Source organism: Paenibacillus sp. FSL P2-0121 (genome assembly GCF_037975345.1).
In the GTDB taxonomy this organism is placed as follows: Bacteria; Bacillota; Bacilli; order Paenibacillales; family Paenibacillaceae; genus Paenibacillus_AQ; species Paenibacillus_AQ odorifer.
Genome location: NZ_CP150245.1, coordinates 3,826,835 through 3,844,620, shown reverse-complemented (window position 1 = coordinate 3,844,620; position 17,786 = coordinate 3,826,835). Strand labels below are relative to the sequence as shown.

The window sequence follows — 17,786 nt, the reverse complement described above, 5'->3', positions numbered from 1 at the left end:
ATAAATATATTCCATATTAATGATTTGAAAAGGGGTTTTGTATTGACTATTATCCGTCATTTTGAACAAGGTGACATGCCATTACTTGGTGAACTTTATAACTCAGTATCTTCAAAGGGGAATGTTGTTTTTTGGTGGGTTGGCACTGAGGAAAATTGGGAAAATGTATATTGCGCTTTCGAGGACGGTAAAATGGTGGCCAAAGGTCAAGTGAGCATCATCAATATTGTGCCACCCGGCCGTTCCAAGGATAGCAGACATTCGATCTACCTGAACTTAAAAACAATACCAGAACGTGAAGCCGATTATGATTTATTAGAAAAAGTTTATCAGTCACTCTTATTAAGAGCACTCGAATTAAAAGAAACGTTATCAAAGGATTACAAAACCACTCTATGTGTAGGGAACGATTCGGCAGAAGTCTTGAATACTCAATTTTTCGAAAAAGTGAAGGGCTTCTCTCATTATAATAGCTTATTTAAGATGAAACACAATCTAAGTGATGGCTTGTCTGAACCCACTCTGGCTAAGGAACTTGAATTCGCAACCTGGAATATGGAGACGCCTGAAGAAGACGAGCATTATTTGGAATTAGAAGCTGAGATTTGGCCGGAAACTCCGCTAGGGAAAGAACGGTTAGCTGAATTTAAACAAAATCCGCTCTGGACATCACTTGTTGTTCGAGAAGGGGAGAAGGTTGCGGGTAGCTTAATGGTCTGGCAGGAAGAGAAGGGTGGCTACATCGAAAATGTATTTGTACTTGAGCCATGGAGAAGATCCGGAATTGCTAAGTACATGCTTTTTCAAGCATTGAGCTATTTTAGAACCCACGGACTGGAAGAGGCATGTCTGATGGTGCTTACGGAAAATGATTCTGCATTACAGCTATATGAATCTGTCGGTTTCATTCTAACGAATGAGGAAAGACGCTATCGGATTGAACTATAAAAGTTTTTGTAAGTGAAGGATTACCAAGCAAAGTGCGATAGCTTTTTTGTCGAGCTTAGGTTCGAGGTTAAGGTCGCACTTTATTTGGTAACCCGTTCTGTGAATTATCTGCTAAATGCTTTCATGCCTTTTGCTTCCCATCACATTTTTTACATACGTTAAGCTTTTCACCTGAAATGCCTTTCCCGAAGTACAACAGCTTAATACGTGTGCTTCCACAGATCGGACATGTTCCTCTGGCCCGGGATGGAATGCGCCAAAGTGCTTTGCCGCGTTTGTTTTTAGACATGATTTGCCCCCACCTTTACTCTTAATACTCCATCTTATGACCAAGAGGAACTTAAAGTTCGAAGAGCGAAAAGAATAGAAAATCGGAAGAAAAAGGGCTAAAAATCACCCTCAAAAAACAGCGTATAACTTAAATTATACGCTGTTTTGATTTTAAGACATTTTTTTTAGGGGGGTGGGGCACTTGGACGAGTAAAACAGGTGGATTTTAAAGGAATATTTTATAAATATCGGATGTCGATATCTTTGAATCTTCCCGCTGACATTTTAGGCATTCTGAATTGCAGGGAACCTTGTTTATAAGTGCCTCTGCTCTGATCTGGAATGACGGGAACTGGCAACTGAATAATCTCGCTATGATCTTTTCCTAAACCTGTTAATTTAATTTGTGTGCGATTGATTTGTGCCCATATACTTTCGGGGTGAATTCCGTTCGGAATACGAATTTTGGTAATCAGGTGATTATGAGTGTCGATATGCTCAAAACTTAAACTTGTGGTTTCGTTCATAAATGAAGAGGAGGTCGCTGCAGTTGCTTCACGGATTACTTTTTCGACATACCCGTCAATTTGGTTAGGATCCAACTTCCACTGCTCTTCAAGAGCTTTCAAGGATAACTTTTTCTTAAAAAAGGGATCTTCATTCATCCAATCTAAAGGGTTCGTCTTATTGGGACTCATAGCTCTGCGCCTCCTACGGTTTTTATCCATTGTATGGGCGTTTGACTTATTCAGTGACATCTGGGCGAATATCTACATAGAATAGCTTATCATTCCGAAAGGAGGAGTGGTTTGGTGGTTTCAATCATCGGCAATATTAAAATCAATAGCGTAGGCCCCAGCTCCACAGTCTTAGTAGGAAATACGGCATCCGTTATCCTGAGCAGCAACTCTAAAATTTATGCCGGTGCCAACTCCTTCTCCATAGGTGACTCCATAGGTACGAATATAACGAATAATGCGGCCAGCAGTACAAATACGATGGATTCAGATGTGGTGGATCAAGTATCACCTCCTTAAGGGTGGGGTTTAAATGAACATTACGGTATATCAATGCATATCGATCTATAATCTAAAAATCGGCACTATCTCTAATTCCTCGGTACTTCAGATTGGTACATCGGGACGAATCAATACTTTGTCTCATAATTATGAGACCTCTGGAGCTCCATCATCGGCTCCAACAACTCCAGCGAAAAAAATGGGTTCACCCCTTGTATCCTTACCGCCAGCGGCGGAACTATATGCACATCTGAATTAGGCTCTTTGTCCCCGCATACAATAAACCATAGGAGGGGGTTGTATGCATCCGTATTACGCTCAGCAGGTTTTTAATACACTAAGATTGCAAGCGGAGAAGATTCAACAGTTAGAGAAGCAACTTCGCGATTTGCAAGGCGATGTAGACAGCATAAAGAACAATAAATCTGCAAGTATAGGACCTATCAATTATCATTTTGAACAATTAAAAATCGAAAAGCTGGAAGGCACTTTAAATATAGGCATTACACCGAATGAGGGAAACAATCTGGATGAAGCGATGATCAACGGTAAACCTATTGGGGAGCGGGAGGATGGTACAACTGCCTTATCGGATCAGATTCGCCCACAGATTTTGAAGTATGTGCAAGAAGAGGTTCCCTCGCAATTTTCACGTTTAGAAAAAGAGAAGAATTTAAGCATTGATGAGCAATATATCCAAATGGTGACTCAGGATCTGCTGAATCAAATGGATGGACGGATTAACGAGTATGTAAACCAACTCCCTGCCACAGAAGAAGGGCGTGGATACACTGATGAGGAATGCGCTTCTATTGTAGAGCAAATCAAACGAGATATCGTTATGGCAGTAGAGCGGCATTTGGAAATAAATATAACCGGAAGGCGGGAGACGAATGAAGATAACGGTGATCAATAGAGATATTAGTGTCAATGCAGTGAAAGTCGTTTCGATCTCGGGTTCATCAGTATTTTTAGTAGGGGATACTCAATCCATTCATTGCTCCTCAGCGTCTGACAGCGTAATAGAATATACTCAGAGCGCGCCAGATCAAGTCAAAAAAGGCAGTTAACTTATGCATACCTCACGCATACAAGATGTTTATATCAACAATCTGTCCGATAGTTCTATTTTTATATGTGGATCTGTAGACCGGGTTCAATCTAAATTCCTGGGAAGCAAGGAGAATTATCTTTTTAACATAAAGGAGATTAATAATCACACGAAAGAAACTACACTCATAGATATTCCTATCCCTGTATGGACAAACCAAGGGAATGAAGCGGATGAATTTGTGATATTAAAGGATTCCGCAGAATCAATGATTAATATACAATATATAAAAATTCTGTCGATTGGGTCTGGCACGACCTTCCAGATTGGAAACAGCGGGTCAGTTCATCTGGAGAGTCGAACCAGTGAGTTTAAACGAGAAGTGGCTGCAAAAGATGAGGAGTAACAACAACTATTTTAATTCTTTTGGCAGGGAAATCGCGAATATATCGTGCTCCGTCTGGATGTAGAGTATACCATTCGCACTAAATAGTGTGCCGTATTGTTGTGCTCCGGTCTTTACTTTGCCAAGCGCTTTGCCTGTTTCTGCATTTATGATATAGAAGTAGCCATTCTCATAGCCAGCGTAAATCCCCTTACCCAGAAATTGAACGCTAAGCGCGGGACTGTCCGGACCGTTGAAGCTTATAATGCGATTATCGTTCATTTGAACGCCAGTAATCTGTGCATCCTTTTGGAAAAAAGCCATGTTATTTACTGGACCAGCCACCCAATTTCCGTACTCCTCATAACTTTTGGGTTCACTCGCTGTTTCTTGACCTAAGGTAAAGCGGTATAGTGGATGACCACCCCATTGGTCTAAACCTCCATCGACTGTATATAGATACGAGCCTTGAAGTGATGTAAAATAATTACCGAGTCTACTGACATCTTCGAGCGGTTTGTAGTTCTTTTTGGTCTTCGCTTTTCCAGTTTTAACATCTACATGTATCAAGGTCAACTGATAGCCTTTAAGAGGCTCGTTAGAGGCATCATTTGCAGCATTGGCTTGTTCGCGGAGTAATAATTCACCATCCCGGTAAGCAACAAAGCTATATAATCCCTGAATTCTCCATAACTTCTTGCCTGTAGCCGGATCGAGACCGAAAAACTGTGTGCGTCTATTATCAACGGTACTGGATACTACCAATACCCCGTTATAAAGGCCGTCGATACTTCCTACATACATAGGGATGTCTTTATTCTCCCAGATCTTTTTACCAGTGACCGGATGATAAGCTGCAATTCCACCATGCTCGTTCCGGAAGTACAACACTCCGTTAACTAACTCCGCGAAAGCATCGATCTCAATCGGATCTTTGGCAGCCTTAACCTTCCAAAGCAATTTCCCCGTTTGAGCATTAACTTTTACAAGATAACCCTCATAAGTGATAAAGAAAACCGAGTTATTCGTTATAATCTCAGGATTTGTTCCGTTTTTGTAGGACCATTTAACTTTGCCTGTAGTGAGATCGGCGGCCTTTAGTGTCCCGCCTGATGAATAATAGAATAATCCATTTGCAATAGGAGCCAGTTGGCTATAAATTCCTTGACCATCTGCCTTGTCGTGCCATAAGGGTTTAATTGTGGTGATAGAGTCGACGGTTGTTGAAGAGGAGGCAGAGGTTGTTACTGCTGCTTGAGCACTAGACAAATATATACCAGCTCCAGATACGAGCAAGGAGGAAGATATAACGGTCTTTAGGATAAACGGTACATATTTCACGATTTTAGCTCCTTATACATCATTTATAATATATTGACGCAGGGAATGGATATTTGTTTCTCAATTGTAAAAATACACTTGTTAACATAATAAATATTATGTTAACAATAAAAGGCGAATCAGTTTCGCACAAGAATTCTTGTGGGAACCAATTCGCCTAGTAAAGGAATATGTCAATAGTTGATTTGTTTAGAAACCTTCACGAAGCCATGTTGTCGCTAACTTGATAGCTCCTTTTTTAGCATGAGTCTCGGCTAAAGGATTCAGCATGACAAAATCATGAATGATGCCTTGGAAGCGGACAGCCGTAACATTCACGCCAGCTTCCCGCAATTTGGCGGCATAAGCTTCACCCTCATCCCGTAGCACATCTGCTTCACCAGTAATGACCAGTGCATCTGGTAAATCCCGCAGCTGTTCTAGGCTAGCACGAAGAGGGGAGGCCGTGATTTGATTACGTTCCTTAGGGTCAGTAGTATATTGATCCCAGAACCATTTCATGCCGTCCCGCTGCAAGAAATAGCCTTCGGCGAACTCATGATAGGATTCAGTATCAAACGAGGCATCCGTTACCGGATAGAATAATAGTTGTTTCGCTATCTTCGGCCCACTCCGTTCTTTAGCCATTAGAGTAATAGCAGCGGCCATATTCCCACCAACACTGTCTCCGGCTATAGAAAGCTTGCTAGTATCTAATCCGTGCTCGCTTCCTTTTTCAGCTGTCCACTGGAGTACTGCATAGATTTCTTCAATAGCTGTAGGATATTTAGCTTCTGGGGAGAGGCTGTAATTTGGGAAAACAATTGCGGCCTCCGCTCCGACAGCTAGTTCACGGATCAGGCGATCATGGGTATGAGCATTCCCAAACACCCAGCCTGCGCCATGAATGTACAGGATAACAGGCAGCGACGCTGATGAGGAGCTTGGGGGACGAACGATTCTTATGGAAACATCACCGTTAGGTCCACCTGGCACCATTAGATCTTCAATATCAACTTCAGGTTTATATATCTCACTGGATTGTACGCTATCTACCGTTTCACGGCCTTTTTCTGGCCCAAGGTCAGGTAGAAAGGGAGGTTTCGCATTATCATCGGCAAATTTTTGAGCAGCTGGCTCAAGAATGATCTTAGTTTTGTTTGGCATGATTTATCGTCTCCTTTGACTGGTCATAGTCTAGTATACCCTCTTCATTCCATAACCATCTAAGCAGCTGCTGAAACGAATGCCAATTTAGGAGTAGTTAGAGATTTGACGCTATTTGCACATTTATCGCCTATTGAGCACGGTTTCGGACACCAGTACAACTATTCCTTAAGGAGAAGTTCAAACGCAGTTAGAGCCTTACAACACCTTTTGTTGTTCCTTATGCATTTCAGGACCAATCTCTTCAGTGACACGTATCCTCTGTTTACGCTTATTACGGATAATCCAAACGAATACCAAAGTAATGAGTAGCGGATAGCCTATCGCCCAGCCCGTAAAAGGAAACACAGCAGCTGTTGCTAAAAAAGAAATCCAGCTTATCGTCACACCTAAGCGACTTCCTTTGAGCAGACGTATTCCTGCAGCACAACCTCCGATATAAGTCAGGATAAAAGTAGCATTCGGAAACTGGATCAGAGTGGTGATGGAGAGGGACCCGCTGCCATACAGCGTCATCACCGATACAAAACAGAGCAGAAGAAAAGCTATGCCACCGATAGGGGTATGATACTGTTTGGATATTTTACCCATCCATTTCGGCGCAGAGCCTTGGCGGGATAAAGCATAAGCCACACGTGAGGCAGCTCCTGCATAGGCAATAATTGTGGCTGTACAGATGAACAGACCGGTAAGTCCAGCAATAAATCCTCCCCAGCGCCCAAGAGGCTGACTAATAATCCAGACGAGTGAAGTGCTTGATCCACCTTTGAGGTAGCTTTGTGTACCAACAGTTGCTAGTGCGGAGAGAAAATATAGAATCCCTACTATAATAGCGGCGATAGTTACTCCTTTAACGGCGGCACGCTGTGGGTCCTTGAACTCCTCAGATAGGTGTGAGACAGCCTCCCAGCCAATAAAACACCAGAATAAGATTGCAGCAGCCTGGCCAATGCTCATCCACCCATGTGGGATAAAGGGAGTGAAGTGTTCGACTTCCATACGGGGCAGTGCAGTAGCAAAGGAGAAGACCAGCACAGCAACAATCGCTATAACTACCGCTATTTGTACCTTTCCAGCTACCTGCATACCAATCCAGTTCGTAATCAGGCCAATGACCAACATAATAGCGGCAATAGTAATTCTTGCAGATTCGTCCCAGCCCATAGCGGCGGTCATATAACCAGCTCCAGTCAGTGCAGCAACAGGTGCGCCAATCGGAACGGACATCAGAAAAAACCATCCTACCAGTGAGCCAGCTTTTGGACCAAAAGCAAGCGTTACAAAATGGGACACGCCTCCAGCGTTAGGGAATTTAGCAGAGAGCAGACCCATTGATAAGGCCATCGGCAAAATCAGCAACGACATAAATCCCCACGCCAGTAATGAAGCGGGACCCGCCATTTCTGCAGCTAAACCAGGAACAATTAAGACCCCAGAACCCAACACAGCCCCGATGTAAAGGGCAATAGCCTGAGGCATGCCAATGTTTTTTTGTAAAGTGTTTGAACCGGATTCCTTCATGTTTTTTTATCCTGCTTTCCTTGTCTTTTGTTCTAGAGTAGCAGATAATAGATCCATTGGAAAAACAGAATTTTTGAATAGTATCCATTCGATATTCCGATGGTTCATTTTCATTTAGGGGGAAATTCATGGAGTCACGTCATCTTTTTACCTTTTTAGTGGTAGTGGAGACGGGCAGTTTTACTAGAGCAGCACAGAAGCTTGATTATGCACAATCCAGTATTACTGCACAAATCCAAGCACTAGAGTCTGAAATTGGTCAGCCATTATTTGATCGGATCAGTAAAAAGATTATCCTAACCGACGCAGGGCGTCGGTTGCTCCCGTTCGCTCAAGAAATATCCAGAATGCACACTTTAGCAGAGGACGCGTTACGTTCGGATAGTGAGCTTACGGGTTCTTTACGGATTGGGGCTCCTGAATCTCTCGCTGCTTTTCGCTTACCAGGTATTATTATGGAGTTTCGCGCTAAATATCCGAAGGTGCAAATTCTTCTGAAGCCTGGAGCTTGCTGGGAACTATCAGATTTTGTCCGTTCGGGTGAACTGGATTTAGCGTTCTTGTTGCAACCTGAGACGGAAGATAAAGATTTAAATATAGAAACATTAGTACATGAGCCGATGACGCTGATCGCAGCGACAGATCATCCCTTATTAAACCTTGCTGAGGTAGAACCCCTTCATTTAAAAGGAGTGACCATACTTCATACCGAAACGGGCTGTTCCTACCGGACTTTATTTGAACGGCATTTGAACAGTTACGGTGTTTTTCCTGACCCCACGTTAGAGTTTTGGAGCATCGAGGCGATAAAGCAATGTGTGATGGCTGATCTTGGCATTGCCTTTCTTCCATTAATTACTGTAAAAAATGAACTCGCCGAAGGCAAACTTGCCAGGTTGAATTGGAATGATGAATCACAGCGTGTGGCGACGCAGATCGCCTATCATCATAAGAAATGGAAATCGCCCGTACTGACGGAGTTCTTACTTGCGATACAAAAACATGCTGAGCAATGGAGAAGTCTAATATAGATCAACGTTAACAAGGAGGCTCTAAGGCATGAATGAGTGGTGTGAAGACTACGAAGAAGGGCTGGAGGCCTTTCTCATCTGGATGAAGGATGCCGGGTACACTCCCTATACGCAAAAATCCTATTTAGTAGATGTGAAACAATTTTTAGACAGCCTGAATGGTAAAAAGCTTGAGACGGTGAAGAAGCTGCATGTCATTTCTTTTTTGACCTCTGTCCGCGAACGTGGAGTGAGTGATGCGACCCGTAACCGGAAGCATGCTGCGATTAACTGTTTTTTCAAGGCATTGATCGAGCTGGAATTACTTCAGAACAACCCGGCAGCCGGGATTAAGAAATCCAAAACGGAGATCAATCGTGAGCCGGTCTACTTAGATGAAAGTGATCTGGGTCGGTTTTTATCTTCTATAGATGGTAAATACAAAAAGCGCAATTTAGCAGTTTTTTTGTTGATGTCCTATATGGGGCTTCGGGTGGGGGAAGTCCACACACTGAATTTGAGTGATTATAATGTAGAAAGACATTCTCTCCGTGTGTTTGGGAAGGGGCGTAAATGGCGTAATGTGCCGGTTCCCGAGGATGTAGTGCCTTTTCTGGACTCTGCGTTAGCAGAAAGGTTAGATCCTTGGCGCAGTAAAGAGGAAGCGATGTTCATTTCACAAAAAGGACGCAGGTTGTCGATCCGCGGCATTCAGCAAATTGCAGCAGATACCTTTGATCGTTTCCAAAGGGATGTGCCAGCAGCACAGCGACGTCCGTATTCAAGTCATAAGCTCCGACATTCCTTTGCAACCATGCTGCTGAGAAAAGGGGCAGATCTGCGCACTGTACAGGAACTGCTTGGTCACTCCTCGATCCAGACTACAACCGTATACACACATATTACCAGTCGTGAGAAGGAAGAGGCTATGTCTAAATTGCAAATCCAGCTGTGATAGAAAAGAAAGAAACCTCCTCAGAAAATTGATAACAAAAAATAACTTGTTATTATAACGGTATTGATTTATTCTAACAGTTATTAAGAGTTTTTTATAGGAGGTCCTAATCGTGAAGGATGTATTTCTAAAAGGGATGACTTATGGCTGGGGATCAAAACGAGGCGAATACCGTACAGAATATGCAGAAGATTCGATGAGAAAGCTGGCGGAGACAGGAAGCGAATGGATCGCCTTATCTTTTTGGACATGGCAAGACACAGTGCATTCAACAGAAATTCATTATGATTACGGTTACACGGTGACAGATCGTGATCTCGCACATGCGGTACAACTGGCAAAACAGCTTGGTCTTAAAGTTTGTCTTAAACCGGTTGTGAATTCGAGGGATGGCATTTGGAGAGCTAGGATTGGATTTCCGGAAGAGGGAGAGATTTATTGGGCAGCATGGTTCCGTTCTTATACAAATTTCATTAAACACTATGCAGAGTTGGCGGAAGAGCTTGAATGTGAGATGTTCTGTATCGGCTGCGAAATGGTAGGCACAGAGTCTAGAACTACGGAATGGAGACAATTAATTCAAGAGGTCACCAATCTTTATACAGGGCCGATCATTTATAATGCTAATCATGGCAAAGAAGAAGGAATCGAGTGGCTGGATGAGGTGGATTTTATCGGAACCAGCGCTTATTATCCGGTAGCTTCCGTGCCGGGAGATTCTTATGAGAATATGCTGGCTGGTTGGGAGCGGCAGAAACCGCGGCTTAAGTCACTGTCTGAGCGATTTGGCAAGCCTCTCGTATTCATCGAGATTGGATGCCGAAGTGCGCATGGATGTGCCACCATGCCATGGGACTTTACATATACAGACTTACCGTATTCAGAAGATGAACAAGCCAACTTCTATCGGTCAGCGCTGGAAGCATTCTGGAATGAACCTTGGTTTGCCGGTTACTTCTGGTGGGACTGGAGCACGAAATTATATGCCTTGGAAGAGGCTTCCATTGACCGTGGTTTTGATATTTATGGCAAAAAAGCCGAACAAGTTCTCAAAGAATATTACAAGCAACCTATCACTAAATAAATTGATAAAAAAGATCCGGAATTTCAGGTGAGCCTGGCCTGCTAAAGGATCTTTTTGTCATTGGCAGGCTAAGTTAATTCGTGTTATATTAAAAACCGTCCTTTTCATAGTGGAGGCAACGCTCCACATATAAAAAGGACGGTTTCTTGTGTCTTTTGTAGTCAAAAAGGGCTGTTTCCAGCCATATTCGCTTACAATTCTAGCTTAGCTATTTCTGCTTTTAGCTTCTCAGCGGATTTCTGGAATAAAGCCTGTTCGGTTTCATTGAGTGGGAGGTCCAGTACCTGTCGAACACCCGAGCGATCTACTACGCAAGGTGCACCGAGATAGACATCCGAAACCCCGTTATAGTTATTTAATAAAGTAGAAACATTCAACACGGCGCCTTCATTATGAAGAATGGAGACTACAATTCGGTCCAGTGCAAGAGCTATTGCATAAGAGGTTGAGCCTTTGGCATCAATAATTTCATAGGCTGCATTCTTGGTATCTTGGAAGATTTCTTCGCGTTCTGCTTCGTCAAAACCAAGATCAATCCCAGCTACATTCGCAAGACTCCAAACCGGAAGCTCTGAATCTCCATGTTCACCGATGATCTGTCCGTGAATACTGCGAGGATCGATTTCTTTGTGAAGACCGATCAAATAACGAAAACGAGCACTATCAAGTACCGTACCAGAACCAATTACACGTCTGCGGTCAAACCCACTTATTTTCAAAGTCGCGTAAGACAGAATATCTACAGGGTTAGTTGCAATAAGTAGAATGGCATGTTGGTTATACTTTGTTATTTTTTCAATGATATCTTTAAAAATCGAAATATTTTTACGAAGCAGATCTATCCGGGTTTCTCCCGGTTTTTGTGATGCACCGGCAGTGACTATAATGATATCTGCTTCACGGCAGTCTTCATAAGTACCAGCCCATAACTTCACACCGCCGACAAAAGGCATGCCGTGATTCATATCCAGTGCTTCGCCAAGTGCTTTCTGATGATTAACGTCAATAAGTACGAGTTCGGGCATACGTCTACGTAACAATAATGTATAGGCTGTAGTTGTACCAACTGCTCCAGTACCGATAACTACGACCCGATTGGGTTTTGGGGGGGCCATGTCTCCATCTCCTTAATATTTCAAATTTTTGGTTTCAATCTTGTCCATCATAATCGTTAACGGTAGTGTTTTCAAGCTGATCTTATTTAATGCATTACCCTAATTAAGGCCATACTAAAATGTGATTTTTATTTCATTATCTTAGCAAGACTAGACAGGAGAGAATGTAAGGATGGATTTATTTCGTAAAAAGGCTCTACACATACCCACAAGTTCTGAAGGGACGCAGTTAAACAAGACGTTGGGTGCCCTGGATCTAACAATGCTTGGGGTAGGAGCCATTATCGGCACAGGTATTTTTGTAATGACAGGAGTTGCCGCAGCAGAACATGCAGGTCCTGGTCTTATAATTTCTTTTTTACTAGCGGCGTTTGCCTGTGTGCTCTCGGCATTATGTTATTCGGAATTTGCTTCGACCATTCCTGTTTCCGGGAGTGCTTATGCTTATAGTTATGTAGCCTTTGGAGAACTATTAGCTTGGATCTTAGGCTGGGATCTTGTCTTGGAATACGGAGTTGCCGCAGCGGCTGTAAGCAGTGGCTGGTCAGGGTATTTTCAGGGGTTATTAGAGGGCTTTGGGATACATCTCCCAACCGCACTATCGGGGGCTTATAATGCACAAGCGGGTACAATAATAAATCTGCCTGCAGTAATCATCATTTTGTTAATTTCCTATTTACTGACTCGGGGAACCAAAGAAACGGCACGCTTTAACGCAATCATGGTTTTTATCAAAATAGCAGTGGTGCTTCTATTTATCGTAACAGGATTTTTCTATGTGAAGCCAGAGAACTGGACTCCGTTTCTCCCTTTTGGGTACCATGGCGTGATCAATGGCGCGGCCACAGTGTTTTTTGCCTACATAGGTTTTGATGCGCTAGCAACCGCTGCTGAAGAGGTGAAAAGACCCCAACGCGATTTGCCGATTGGAATTATTTCATCCCTTGCTATCTGTACTGTCTTGTACGTTCTTGTCTCACTCGTATTAACGGGTATTGTTCCATATACTGATCTCAATGTTAGTGATCCTGTATCTTATGCGCTTCGCTTTGTAAATCAGGATATGATTGCCGGTCTGATCTCTGTTGGAGCCATTGCGGGAATGACTACGGTACTGCTCGTGATGTTATTCGGTCAAACTCGGCTGTTATTTGCCATCTCACGTGATGGCCTACTGCCCATAAGTTTATCTAAGATTAATGCTAAAACACAGGTACCTGTACGAAGCACATGGATGGTAGGTATCTTAATAGCTGTGTTAACGGGTTTCATCCCACTGGACCGGTTGGCAAATCTGACAAGCATAGGAACATTGTTTGCCTTTTTTGTAGTGTCTTTAGGGGTAATCGCGCTTAGATATATTCATCCGGATTTAAAAAGAGGGTTCAGAGTTCCTTGGGTACCTTTCATTCCGCTGTTAAGTGCGGCAACTTGTGGTATTTTGATGTATAATCTAGGAAGTGAGACTTGGATTGGTTTTCTAATTTGGACAGTTGTTGGACTTCTAATCTATGCACTATATGGCTATCGTAATAGTAATTTGAATCATAAATAAGATTCAATCCATCCGAGAGGAGAGAGGTTATTGGCATCTAAGATTGCTGGATTGAAGGGAATAAGATTAATATTGATGCTGATTTTGTTAGCGTGGGTGGTCACGGCTTGTTCATCTCCTCCCCCTGAACCTACTCAGCAGCCCCAGCCGACAGAGGCACCTGAAGAAGGACAGACGATAACCCTGATTACTCCAGACGCCAATCATATTGACAATGATAGCGCTCCGAAATATCAAATTCAGACTCGTCTTACAGATTTTCAGCTGCTTAGTGAAAGTGAGGGTCTGGCCTGGGGGGTTACCAAAAACGAACTCCGGTTGTACTTGACCCGGGATAACGGAGCAACTTGGGCTAATATTTCACCAGCACCAAATGTGCAGTTCCTCTCCAATCCTGTGTATGGGAAGGGGATTTTCTTCACGGATCCATCTCATGGTTGGATTATAAGAAGTGCTTTTGGCTCGACAGAAACGATTGTGCTGCGAACCACAGATGGTGGCCAAAGCTGGAAAATCTCATCTTTAGGAGATGTGAATACAGTATCCTCTGTATATTTCAACTCACCCAGAAAGGGTTGGCTGATGACCTCATGGAACGCTTCTTCCAATAAAGAGAACAAGGCACTTTTTTCAACGACAGACGGTGGGGCCACTTGGGAAGAAGTGATGCAGAATGAGCAATACAATCCGAATTTCCCAAATGATTCGATACCGTTTGCCGGGGTCACCACTGGAATGATTTTTCGCAATAGTACACATGGATTTGTGACACTACAGACAGGTGCTCTTCCCAAAATCTTTATGACAAAAGATGGCGGTAAGAGCTGGAGCCTCGGGCCAGCTTTTCTAGTTAACGAACGTTTAGAAGATTGTGACCGAGTAATTACTGGCAAACCGGAGTTCTTCGATGCTAGTAAGTCTACTGGTTGGATGTCTGTTGGCTGTCAAAAGGATAAAGAAAAAACGATCACTTACCATGGATATTTTACAGCTAACGGCGGTGCTAATTGGAAATTCGCTTCCTTTGGATTGAACGCACAAGCTGGTGTTAATCGTCTAATTGCTCCGACTTTTTTGAATTCACAGATCGGTTGGACCATACTCGGCGACACCCTTTACCATACGATTGATCAAGGAGCGACCTGGTTACCTCTTAAAGAGAGCAGTGTACTGCGATCTAAGCTTTTGGAATATCCGGAGATTGTAAAGCTACAGTTTTTTTCCACTGAGGTGGGGTGGCTTTTGATTGAGAAAAAAGAGGACAAGCGCTCGATACTGTTACAGACTACGAATGGTGGTATCAGCTGGCGCGTAATGTAATAAGGAATAAGAACCTGCCTGATGGTAGGTTCTTTTGTTGTTAGCAGAGTGGGGGTTTATTGTTGTTTGTGAATGATTGAATATAAGGAAAAAACTTATTTAAAATTTTCTTTATAAATGTGAAAAAAATCACATGACATTTAAAGAATCCTGTGATATATTTAACACATAGAAAACAAGTTCAAATTTTCACAAACTCAGACATCGAATAGGAGAGATTACAATGAAAACATTCGAAACAGATTATATGACAAGAAACCTTTTGCAACTTTGCTACAACTGTGATGACGCTCATCTTTGTGAAACTGAAGAACAATGCAGAGCTTGCTGGGCTGAAAATGGAATGTTAGATGATCAGACAGACGAAACTAAGAAATTGCTAGACCTAGTTCATGCTTAATTTAATAACTGAAAACTCTGTATAGAGACCACTCGAATTCTTGATTTCTAAGAAAACGAAGTGGTCTTTTTTGCATCTAGTCTCACTTATTTAATGCTTTCTGGACTAGATGAGGCATATACATGTACAGAAGTACCCAGAACGCAGCAATTAGGCTGAATAACAAGAGGAAGAAGGGGGAAACTGTCATGGGAATGGGCCCGGATCTTTCATGGATGTTTGATTTTGCCGGAACGGTGATGCCGATCTTTATCGTTGTTATGATTGGTATTCTTGCTATATCAGCAGGCAGGGGCTTGCTTCAATGGGGCAGGAACAATGGCTCCCCCATACTAACAATCCCTGCGCATATCGTTAGCAAACGGACTGAAGTACGACAGCAGCAGCTTCAGGAAGAGAATGGCTCAACTCGTACTAGTACAACTTACTATTTAACGTACGAGCTGGAGGGCGGTAGTCGCATGGAATTTAAAGTAGATGGCCATGAATATGGCTTGAGTGCGGAAGGCGATAGAGGAATGCTTACTTATCAAGGAACCAGATATCATGGATTCCAACGACAGGCACAATACTCAACTGCGGAGTAGTCATATGTATTAAATCAAAACAGCGATCCTCATGCTCATGGTGGATCGCTGTTTTGCGTTTTGGTTATGTACCATTCAAGCTCATTGATCCTGTAGCTCTCAAAGCTCACTGACCTCGTAGTTCTCAAAGCTCACTGTAGGTGCGATCATCTATTAAGTGTCAGATCTTCATTACCCTCTCACCTTGCGGACCCAGATGACGTTATTTGCAAATTCACAGTCTTTTGAGCCTAGTTTCGGACTCCAATGCAGCTATTCATTAGAAAGAGGCTTATAATCGGTGCTTTGCGGGCCAATAGGGGCTTTGGGGTCCGTTAGAATCCGAAAAGTGGATTAATATCGCGAATAAGGTCAGCTGTGTCCGATAGCGCCTTCTGAGCGGGTGCTGACGTTGACGCAGTTGCTAACAAGGAAATTGATCTAACGTGGACATTGTGACTAACACAGACACCGATTCCAGCACCGATTCGACTCTAACACTGATGTCGACTCTGATGCTGGCACTTACGCTGACCCCGACGTCGACTCTGATGCTGCCACCGACCCCGACTCAGACGCTGCAGCGCAAATGTAATTGGACATACGCAGCTTAGAGTGTAGATAATGGGGATTTGCTGAGTAGTTAAAAGGAAAGATCCCTACTCTAAAAAATAGGCGGGAACTGTCACCTCTTAGGCGAATGCACATACTATACAGCATGCAGTTAAGAACGAGGTTGCTACAAGAAGTGACCCCAAGGAGGAGACAGCGTGGCCGTCATCAAAACGAACTCGGAAGATGTGAAGGTGCTGGCGCGGTTGATGAGAGCGGAAGCTGAGGAAGATGGAGATCTCGGCATGCTCATGGTCGGCAATGTTGGCGTCAACCGGATTCTTGGCAATTGCTTGGACTTTAATAACATTCGGAATGTGAATGATATGGTCTATCAAAGTCCTGGAGGTTTCGAAGCGCCGCAGAAGGGATACTTCTACCAGCGAGCCAGAGAAGCAGATATCCGTCTAGCCAAACGTGTAATTGCTGGTGAAAGAACCTGGCCAGCTACCAATGCTTTGTGGTTCTTCAGACCCGCAGGTGATTGTCCTGCAACCTGGTATAACCAACAAAACACAGGCCGCTTTAAAGCCCATTGCTTCTTTACTCCGACCGGAGAAGATTGCCCGACTGTATTTATCGGCAATTAGCATGGTAACTGTGCAAAGAGAATTACTCAATAAAATGAGTAATTCTCACAGAAAGTTAGTGTGATTTCAATTGTGTCCAAATGTAAGTTTCATTAGTGTCCAAAGGAGCTCATGCTCTGATAAACATTTAGGAGGTTTCAGTAAATGATCGTTCAACCTTACCGCCCCGTAACTTATACCATCGGTAGTGTCTCTTCTTCAGGTATGCCAATGTCTTCCGGAATGCCGATGTCATCAGGAATGCAAGGCATGGGCAGCATGCCACCCCAAGTAAGCAGTGGTAGTCCAATGACTCCAGGGGGAGTAGTAGTTCAGAATCCACCACAAACGTTCGAACAATCCTACATTGAGAATATTTTCCGCCTGAATTTAGGAAAAGTAGGTACGTTTTATTTTACTTATGAGAACAATAAAGACTGGAATGCCAAAGTTTACAAGGGTGTGCTGGAAGCGGCAGGCCGTGACCACATTATTATCAGTGACCCTGCGACTGGCCAACGCACCGTCTTACTTATGATTTATTTTGATTATGCTACCTTCGATGAGCCCCTTACTTACCAATACCCAGGTGTAATTGGCAATCCTCCAACGATGAGAAATTGTCGCTAAATTTAACCTATCTTCGATGAGAAGAACTCCAACGCCAAACGGTTAGGAGTTCTTTTTATTTGTGATGAATTTATGGAATAATCTTGATAATCATCGCCCATTTTTTTTCAAAAGGACACGCATGCTTGCGGTTTGCCCCAATATATTAATATAATAAAGTATATATTCAAAAACGTGATTCTAGACTGGAGATGAAACCATTGGGAAATTGATACTGAAAGGAACAAACGGCAAGCATTTTGCCAATACTCTGAAAAAACGAAGGAGGTGGGCCTATCCATCCATGTAC

General features: G+C 43.1%; 21 protein-coding genes. 15 read left to right on the top strand and 6 right to left on the bottom strand.

All coding sequences use genetic code 11. The features are described from left to right. Nucleotides 1-75: 75 nt before the first annotated feature. Nucleotides 76-948: a GNAT family N-acetyltransferase gene (locus MKY54_RS17015; RefSeq protein WP_339191217.1), complete on the top strand. Its 873-nt coding sequence runs from the start codon at nucleotides 76-78 to the stop codon at nucleotides 946-948. 121 nt (nucleotides 949-1,069) lie between these two features. On the opposite strand, the gene MKY54_RS17010 is transcribed toward MKY54_RS17015, so the two are convergent. Both MKY54_RS17010 and MKY54_RS17005 read right to left on the bottom strand, forming a co-directional pair. Then, on the bottom strand, nucleotides 1,070-1,237 hold the full coding sequence (locus MKY54_RS17010) for a hypothetical protein (RefSeq protein WP_169744777.1): 168 nt from the start codon (nucleotides 1,235-1,237) through the stop codon (nucleotides 1,070-1,072). 220 nt (nucleotides 1,238-1,457) lie between these two features. After that, entirely contained in the window at nucleotides 1,458-1,916 is a 459-nt protein-coding gene (locus MKY54_RS17005) for an Hsp20/alpha crystallin family protein (RefSeq protein ID WP_076126722.1), read from the bottom strand. A 114-nt stretch (nucleotides 1,917-2,030) separates the two neighbouring features. Between MKY54_RS17005 and MKY54_RS17000 the strand changes: the two genes are divergently transcribed. From MKY54_RS17000 to MKY54_RS16980, 5 genes are read left to right on the top strand one after another with little or no spacing between them, the layout of a single operon-like run. After that, entirely contained in the window at nucleotides 2,031-2,255 is a 225-nt protein-coding gene (locus tag MKY54_RS17000; RefSeq protein WP_036687577.1) for a spore germination protein, read from the top strand. Nucleotides 2,256-2,268: 13 nt separating this feature from the next. After that, nucleotides 2,269-2,496 carry a spore germination protein GerPB gene (locus MKY54_RS16995; protein ID WP_076308316.1) on the top strand — a complete coding sequence of 76 codons (228 nt, stop codon included), beginning with the start codon at nucleotides 2,269-2,271 and terminating at the stop codon, nucleotides 2,494-2,496. Nucleotides 2,497-2,538: 42 nt separating this feature from the next. Next, a complete protein-coding gene (gerPC, locus tag MKY54_RS16990; protein ID WP_076126719.1) occupies nucleotides 2,539-3,153 on the top strand; it encodes a spore germination protein GerPC in 615 nt (204 codons plus the stop codon). Then, nucleotides 3,131-3,307, top strand: a complete 177-nt coding sequence (locus MKY54_RS16985) for a spore gernimation protein GerPD (protein ID WP_143765011.1) — start codon at nucleotides 3,131-3,133, stop codon at nucleotides 3,305-3,307. The genes gerPC and MKY54_RS16985 overlap by 23 nt, the downstream gene beginning before the upstream one ends. A gap of 3 nt (nucleotides 3,308-3,310) precedes the next feature. After that, a complete protein-coding gene (locus tag MKY54_RS16980; RefSeq protein ID WP_076308315.1) occupies nucleotides 3,311-3,694 on the top strand; it encodes a spore germination protein GerPE in 384 nt (127 codons plus the stop codon). Nucleotides 3,695-3,700: 6 nt separating this feature from the next. Here the strand turns inward: MKY54_RS16980 and MKY54_RS16975 are convergent, their stop codons facing one another. The 3 genes from MKY54_RS16975 to MKY54_RS16965 form a co-directional block, all read right to left on the bottom strand. Further along, on the bottom strand, nucleotides 3,701-5,014 hold the full coding sequence (locus tag MKY54_RS16975) for a PQQ-binding-like beta-propeller repeat protein (RefSeq protein ID WP_339187225.1): 1,314 nt from the start codon (nucleotides 5,012-5,014) through the stop codon (nucleotides 3,701-3,703). A 189-nt stretch (nucleotides 5,015-5,203) separates the two neighbouring features. Then, nucleotides 5,204-6,160, bottom strand: coding sequence for an alpha/beta hydrolase (locus MKY54_RS16970; protein WP_076308313.1), 957 nt, complete (start codon nucleotides 6,158-6,160; stop codon nucleotides 5,204-5,206). Between the two features lie 198 nt (nucleotides 6,161-6,358). Then, nucleotides 6,359-7,681: an amino acid permease gene (locus MKY54_RS16965; RefSeq protein ID WP_076184385.1), complete on the bottom strand. Its 1,323-nt coding sequence runs from the start codon at nucleotides 7,679-7,681 to the stop codon at nucleotides 6,359-6,361. Between the two features lie 128 nt (nucleotides 7,682-7,809). Here MKY54_RS16965 and MKY54_RS16960 point away from each other — a divergent pair, with 128 nt between their 5' ends. The 3 genes from MKY54_RS16960 to MKY54_RS16950 all read left to right on the top strand — a co-directional run bounded on the left by MKY54_RS16960 (nucleotide 7,810) and on the right by MKY54_RS16950 (nucleotide 10,730). After that, entirely contained in the window at nucleotides 7,810-8,712 is a 903-nt protein-coding gene (locus MKY54_RS16960) for a LysR family transcriptional regulator (RefSeq protein ID WP_339187220.1), read from the top strand. Nucleotides 8,713-8,740: 28 nt separating this feature from the next. Next, nucleotides 8,741-9,646 carry a tyrosine-type recombinase/integrase gene (locus MKY54_RS16955; protein ID WP_076106781.1) on the top strand — a complete coding sequence of 302 codons (906 nt, stop codon included), beginning with the start codon at nucleotides 8,741-8,743 and terminating at the stop codon, nucleotides 9,644-9,646. A gap of 112 nt (nucleotides 9,647-9,758) precedes the next feature. Beyond that, nucleotides 9,759-10,730, top strand: coding sequence for a glycosyl hydrolase family 53 (locus MKY54_RS16950; RefSeq protein WP_339187217.1), 972 nt, complete (start codon nucleotides 9,759-9,761; stop codon nucleotides 10,728-10,730). Between the two features lie 191 nt (nucleotides 10,731-10,921). Here MKY54_RS16950 and MKY54_RS16945 read toward each other — a convergent pair whose 3' ends face one another. After that, on the bottom strand, nucleotides 10,922-11,845 hold the full coding sequence (locus MKY54_RS16945) for an L-lactate dehydrogenase (RefSeq protein WP_036687562.1): 924 nt from the start codon (nucleotides 11,843-11,845) through the stop codon (nucleotides 10,922-10,924). A 172-nt stretch (nucleotides 11,846-12,017) separates the two neighbouring features. Here MKY54_RS16945 and MKY54_RS16940 point away from each other — a divergent pair, with 172 nt between their 5' ends. The 6 genes from MKY54_RS16940 to gerQ all read left to right on the top strand — a co-directional run bounded on the left by MKY54_RS16940 (nucleotide 12,018) and on the right by gerQ (nucleotide 17,497). Further along, complete coding sequence (locus tag MKY54_RS16940; RefSeq protein WP_076302576.1) at nucleotides 12,018-13,400, top strand: amino acid permease; 1,383 nt, start codon at nucleotides 12,018-12,020, stop codon at nucleotides 13,398-13,400. 30 nt (nucleotides 13,401-13,430) lie between these two features. Beyond that, on the top strand, nucleotides 13,431-14,720 hold the full coding sequence (locus MKY54_RS16935; RefSeq protein WP_081387523.1) for a hypothetical protein: 1,290 nt from the start codon (nucleotides 13,431-13,433) through the stop codon (nucleotides 14,718-14,720). 223 nt (nucleotides 14,721-14,943) lie between these two features. Next, nucleotides 14,944-15,120 carry a hypothetical protein gene (locus tag MKY54_RS16930; protein ID WP_169744776.1) on the top strand — a complete coding sequence of 59 codons (177 nt, stop codon included), beginning with the start codon at nucleotides 14,944-14,946 and terminating at the stop codon, nucleotides 15,118-15,120. Between the two features lie 194 nt (nucleotides 15,121-15,314). Further along, nucleotides 15,315-15,707 (top strand): DUF2500 domain-containing protein, encoded by a 393-nt coding sequence (locus MKY54_RS16925; RefSeq protein WP_076190442.1) that lies wholly within the window; start codon nucleotides 15,315-15,317, stop codon nucleotides 15,705-15,707. Between the two features lie 749 nt (nucleotides 15,708-16,456). Then, nucleotides 16,457-16,888 carry a cell wall hydrolase gene (locus tag MKY54_RS16920; protein WP_076126705.1) on the top strand — a complete coding sequence of 144 codons (432 nt, stop codon included), beginning with the start codon at nucleotides 16,457-16,459 and terminating at the stop codon, nucleotides 16,886-16,888. A gap of 144 nt (nucleotides 16,889-17,032) precedes the next feature. Then, a complete protein-coding gene (gene gerQ, locus MKY54_RS16915; RefSeq protein ID WP_036687556.1) occupies nucleotides 17,033-17,497 on the top strand; it encodes a spore coat protein GerQ in 465 nt (154 codons plus the stop codon). Nucleotides 17,498-17,786 lie beyond the last annotated feature (289 nt).

Coding starts and splice junctions, on each gene's coding strand:
- MKY54_RS17010 (WP_169744777.1), bottom strand. CDS start 1,237: ATGTCTAAAAACAAACGCGGCAAAGCACTTTGGCGCATTCCATCCCGG.
- MKY54_RS16945 (WP_036687562.1), bottom strand. CDS start 11,845: ATGGCCCCCCCAAAACCCAATCGGGTCGTAGTTATCGGTACTGGAGCA.
- MKY54_RS17015 (WP_339191217.1), top strand. CDS start 76: ATGCCATTACTTGGTGAACTTTATAACTCAGTATCTTCAAAGGGGAAT.
- MKY54_RS16995 (WP_076308316.1), top strand. CDS start 2,269: ATGAACATTACGGTATATCAATGCATATCGATCTATAATCTAAAAATC.
- gerPC (WP_076126719.1), top strand. CDS start 2,539: ATGCATCCGTATTACGCTCAGCAGGTTTTTAATACACTAAGATTGCAA.
- gerQ (WP_036687556.1), top strand. CDS start 17,033: ATGATCGTTCAACCTTACCGCCCCGTAACTTATACCATCGGTAGTGTC.
- MKY54_RS16960 (WP_339187220.1), top strand. CDS start 7,810: ATGGAGTCACGTCATCTTTTTACCTTTTTAGTGGTAGTGGAGACGGGC.
- MKY54_RS16980 (WP_076308315.1), top strand. CDS start 3,311: ATGCATACCTCACGCATACAAGATGTTTATATCAACAATCTGTCCGAT.
- MKY54_RS16925 (WP_076190442.1), top strand. CDS start 15,315: ATGGGCCCGGATCTTTCATGGATGTTTGATTTTGCCGGAACGGTGATG.
- MKY54_RS16965 (WP_076184385.1), bottom strand. CDS start 7,681: ATGAAGGAATCCGGTTCAAACACTTTACAAAAAAACATTGGCATGCCT.
- MKY54_RS16940 (WP_076302576.1), top strand. CDS start 12,018: ATGGATTTATTTCGTAAAAAGGCTCTACACATACCCACAAGTTCTGAA.
- MKY54_RS17005 (WP_076126722.1), bottom strand. CDS start 1,916: ATGAGTCCCAATAAGACGAACCCTTTAGATTGGATGAATGAAGATCCC.
- MKY54_RS16970 (WP_076308313.1), bottom strand. CDS start 6,160: ATGCCAAACAAAACTAAGATCATTCTTGAGCCAGCTGCTCAAAAATTT.
- MKY54_RS16985 (WP_143765011.1), top strand. CDS start 3,131: ATGAAGATAACGGTGATCAATAGAGATATTAGTGTCAATGCAGTGAAA.
- MKY54_RS16955 (WP_076106781.1), top strand. CDS start 8,741: ATGAATGAGTGGTGTGAAGACTACGAAGAAGGGCTGGAGGCCTTTCTC.
- MKY54_RS16930 (WP_169744776.1), top strand. CDS start 14,944: ATGAAAACATTCGAAACAGATTATATGACAAGAAACCTTTTGCAACTT.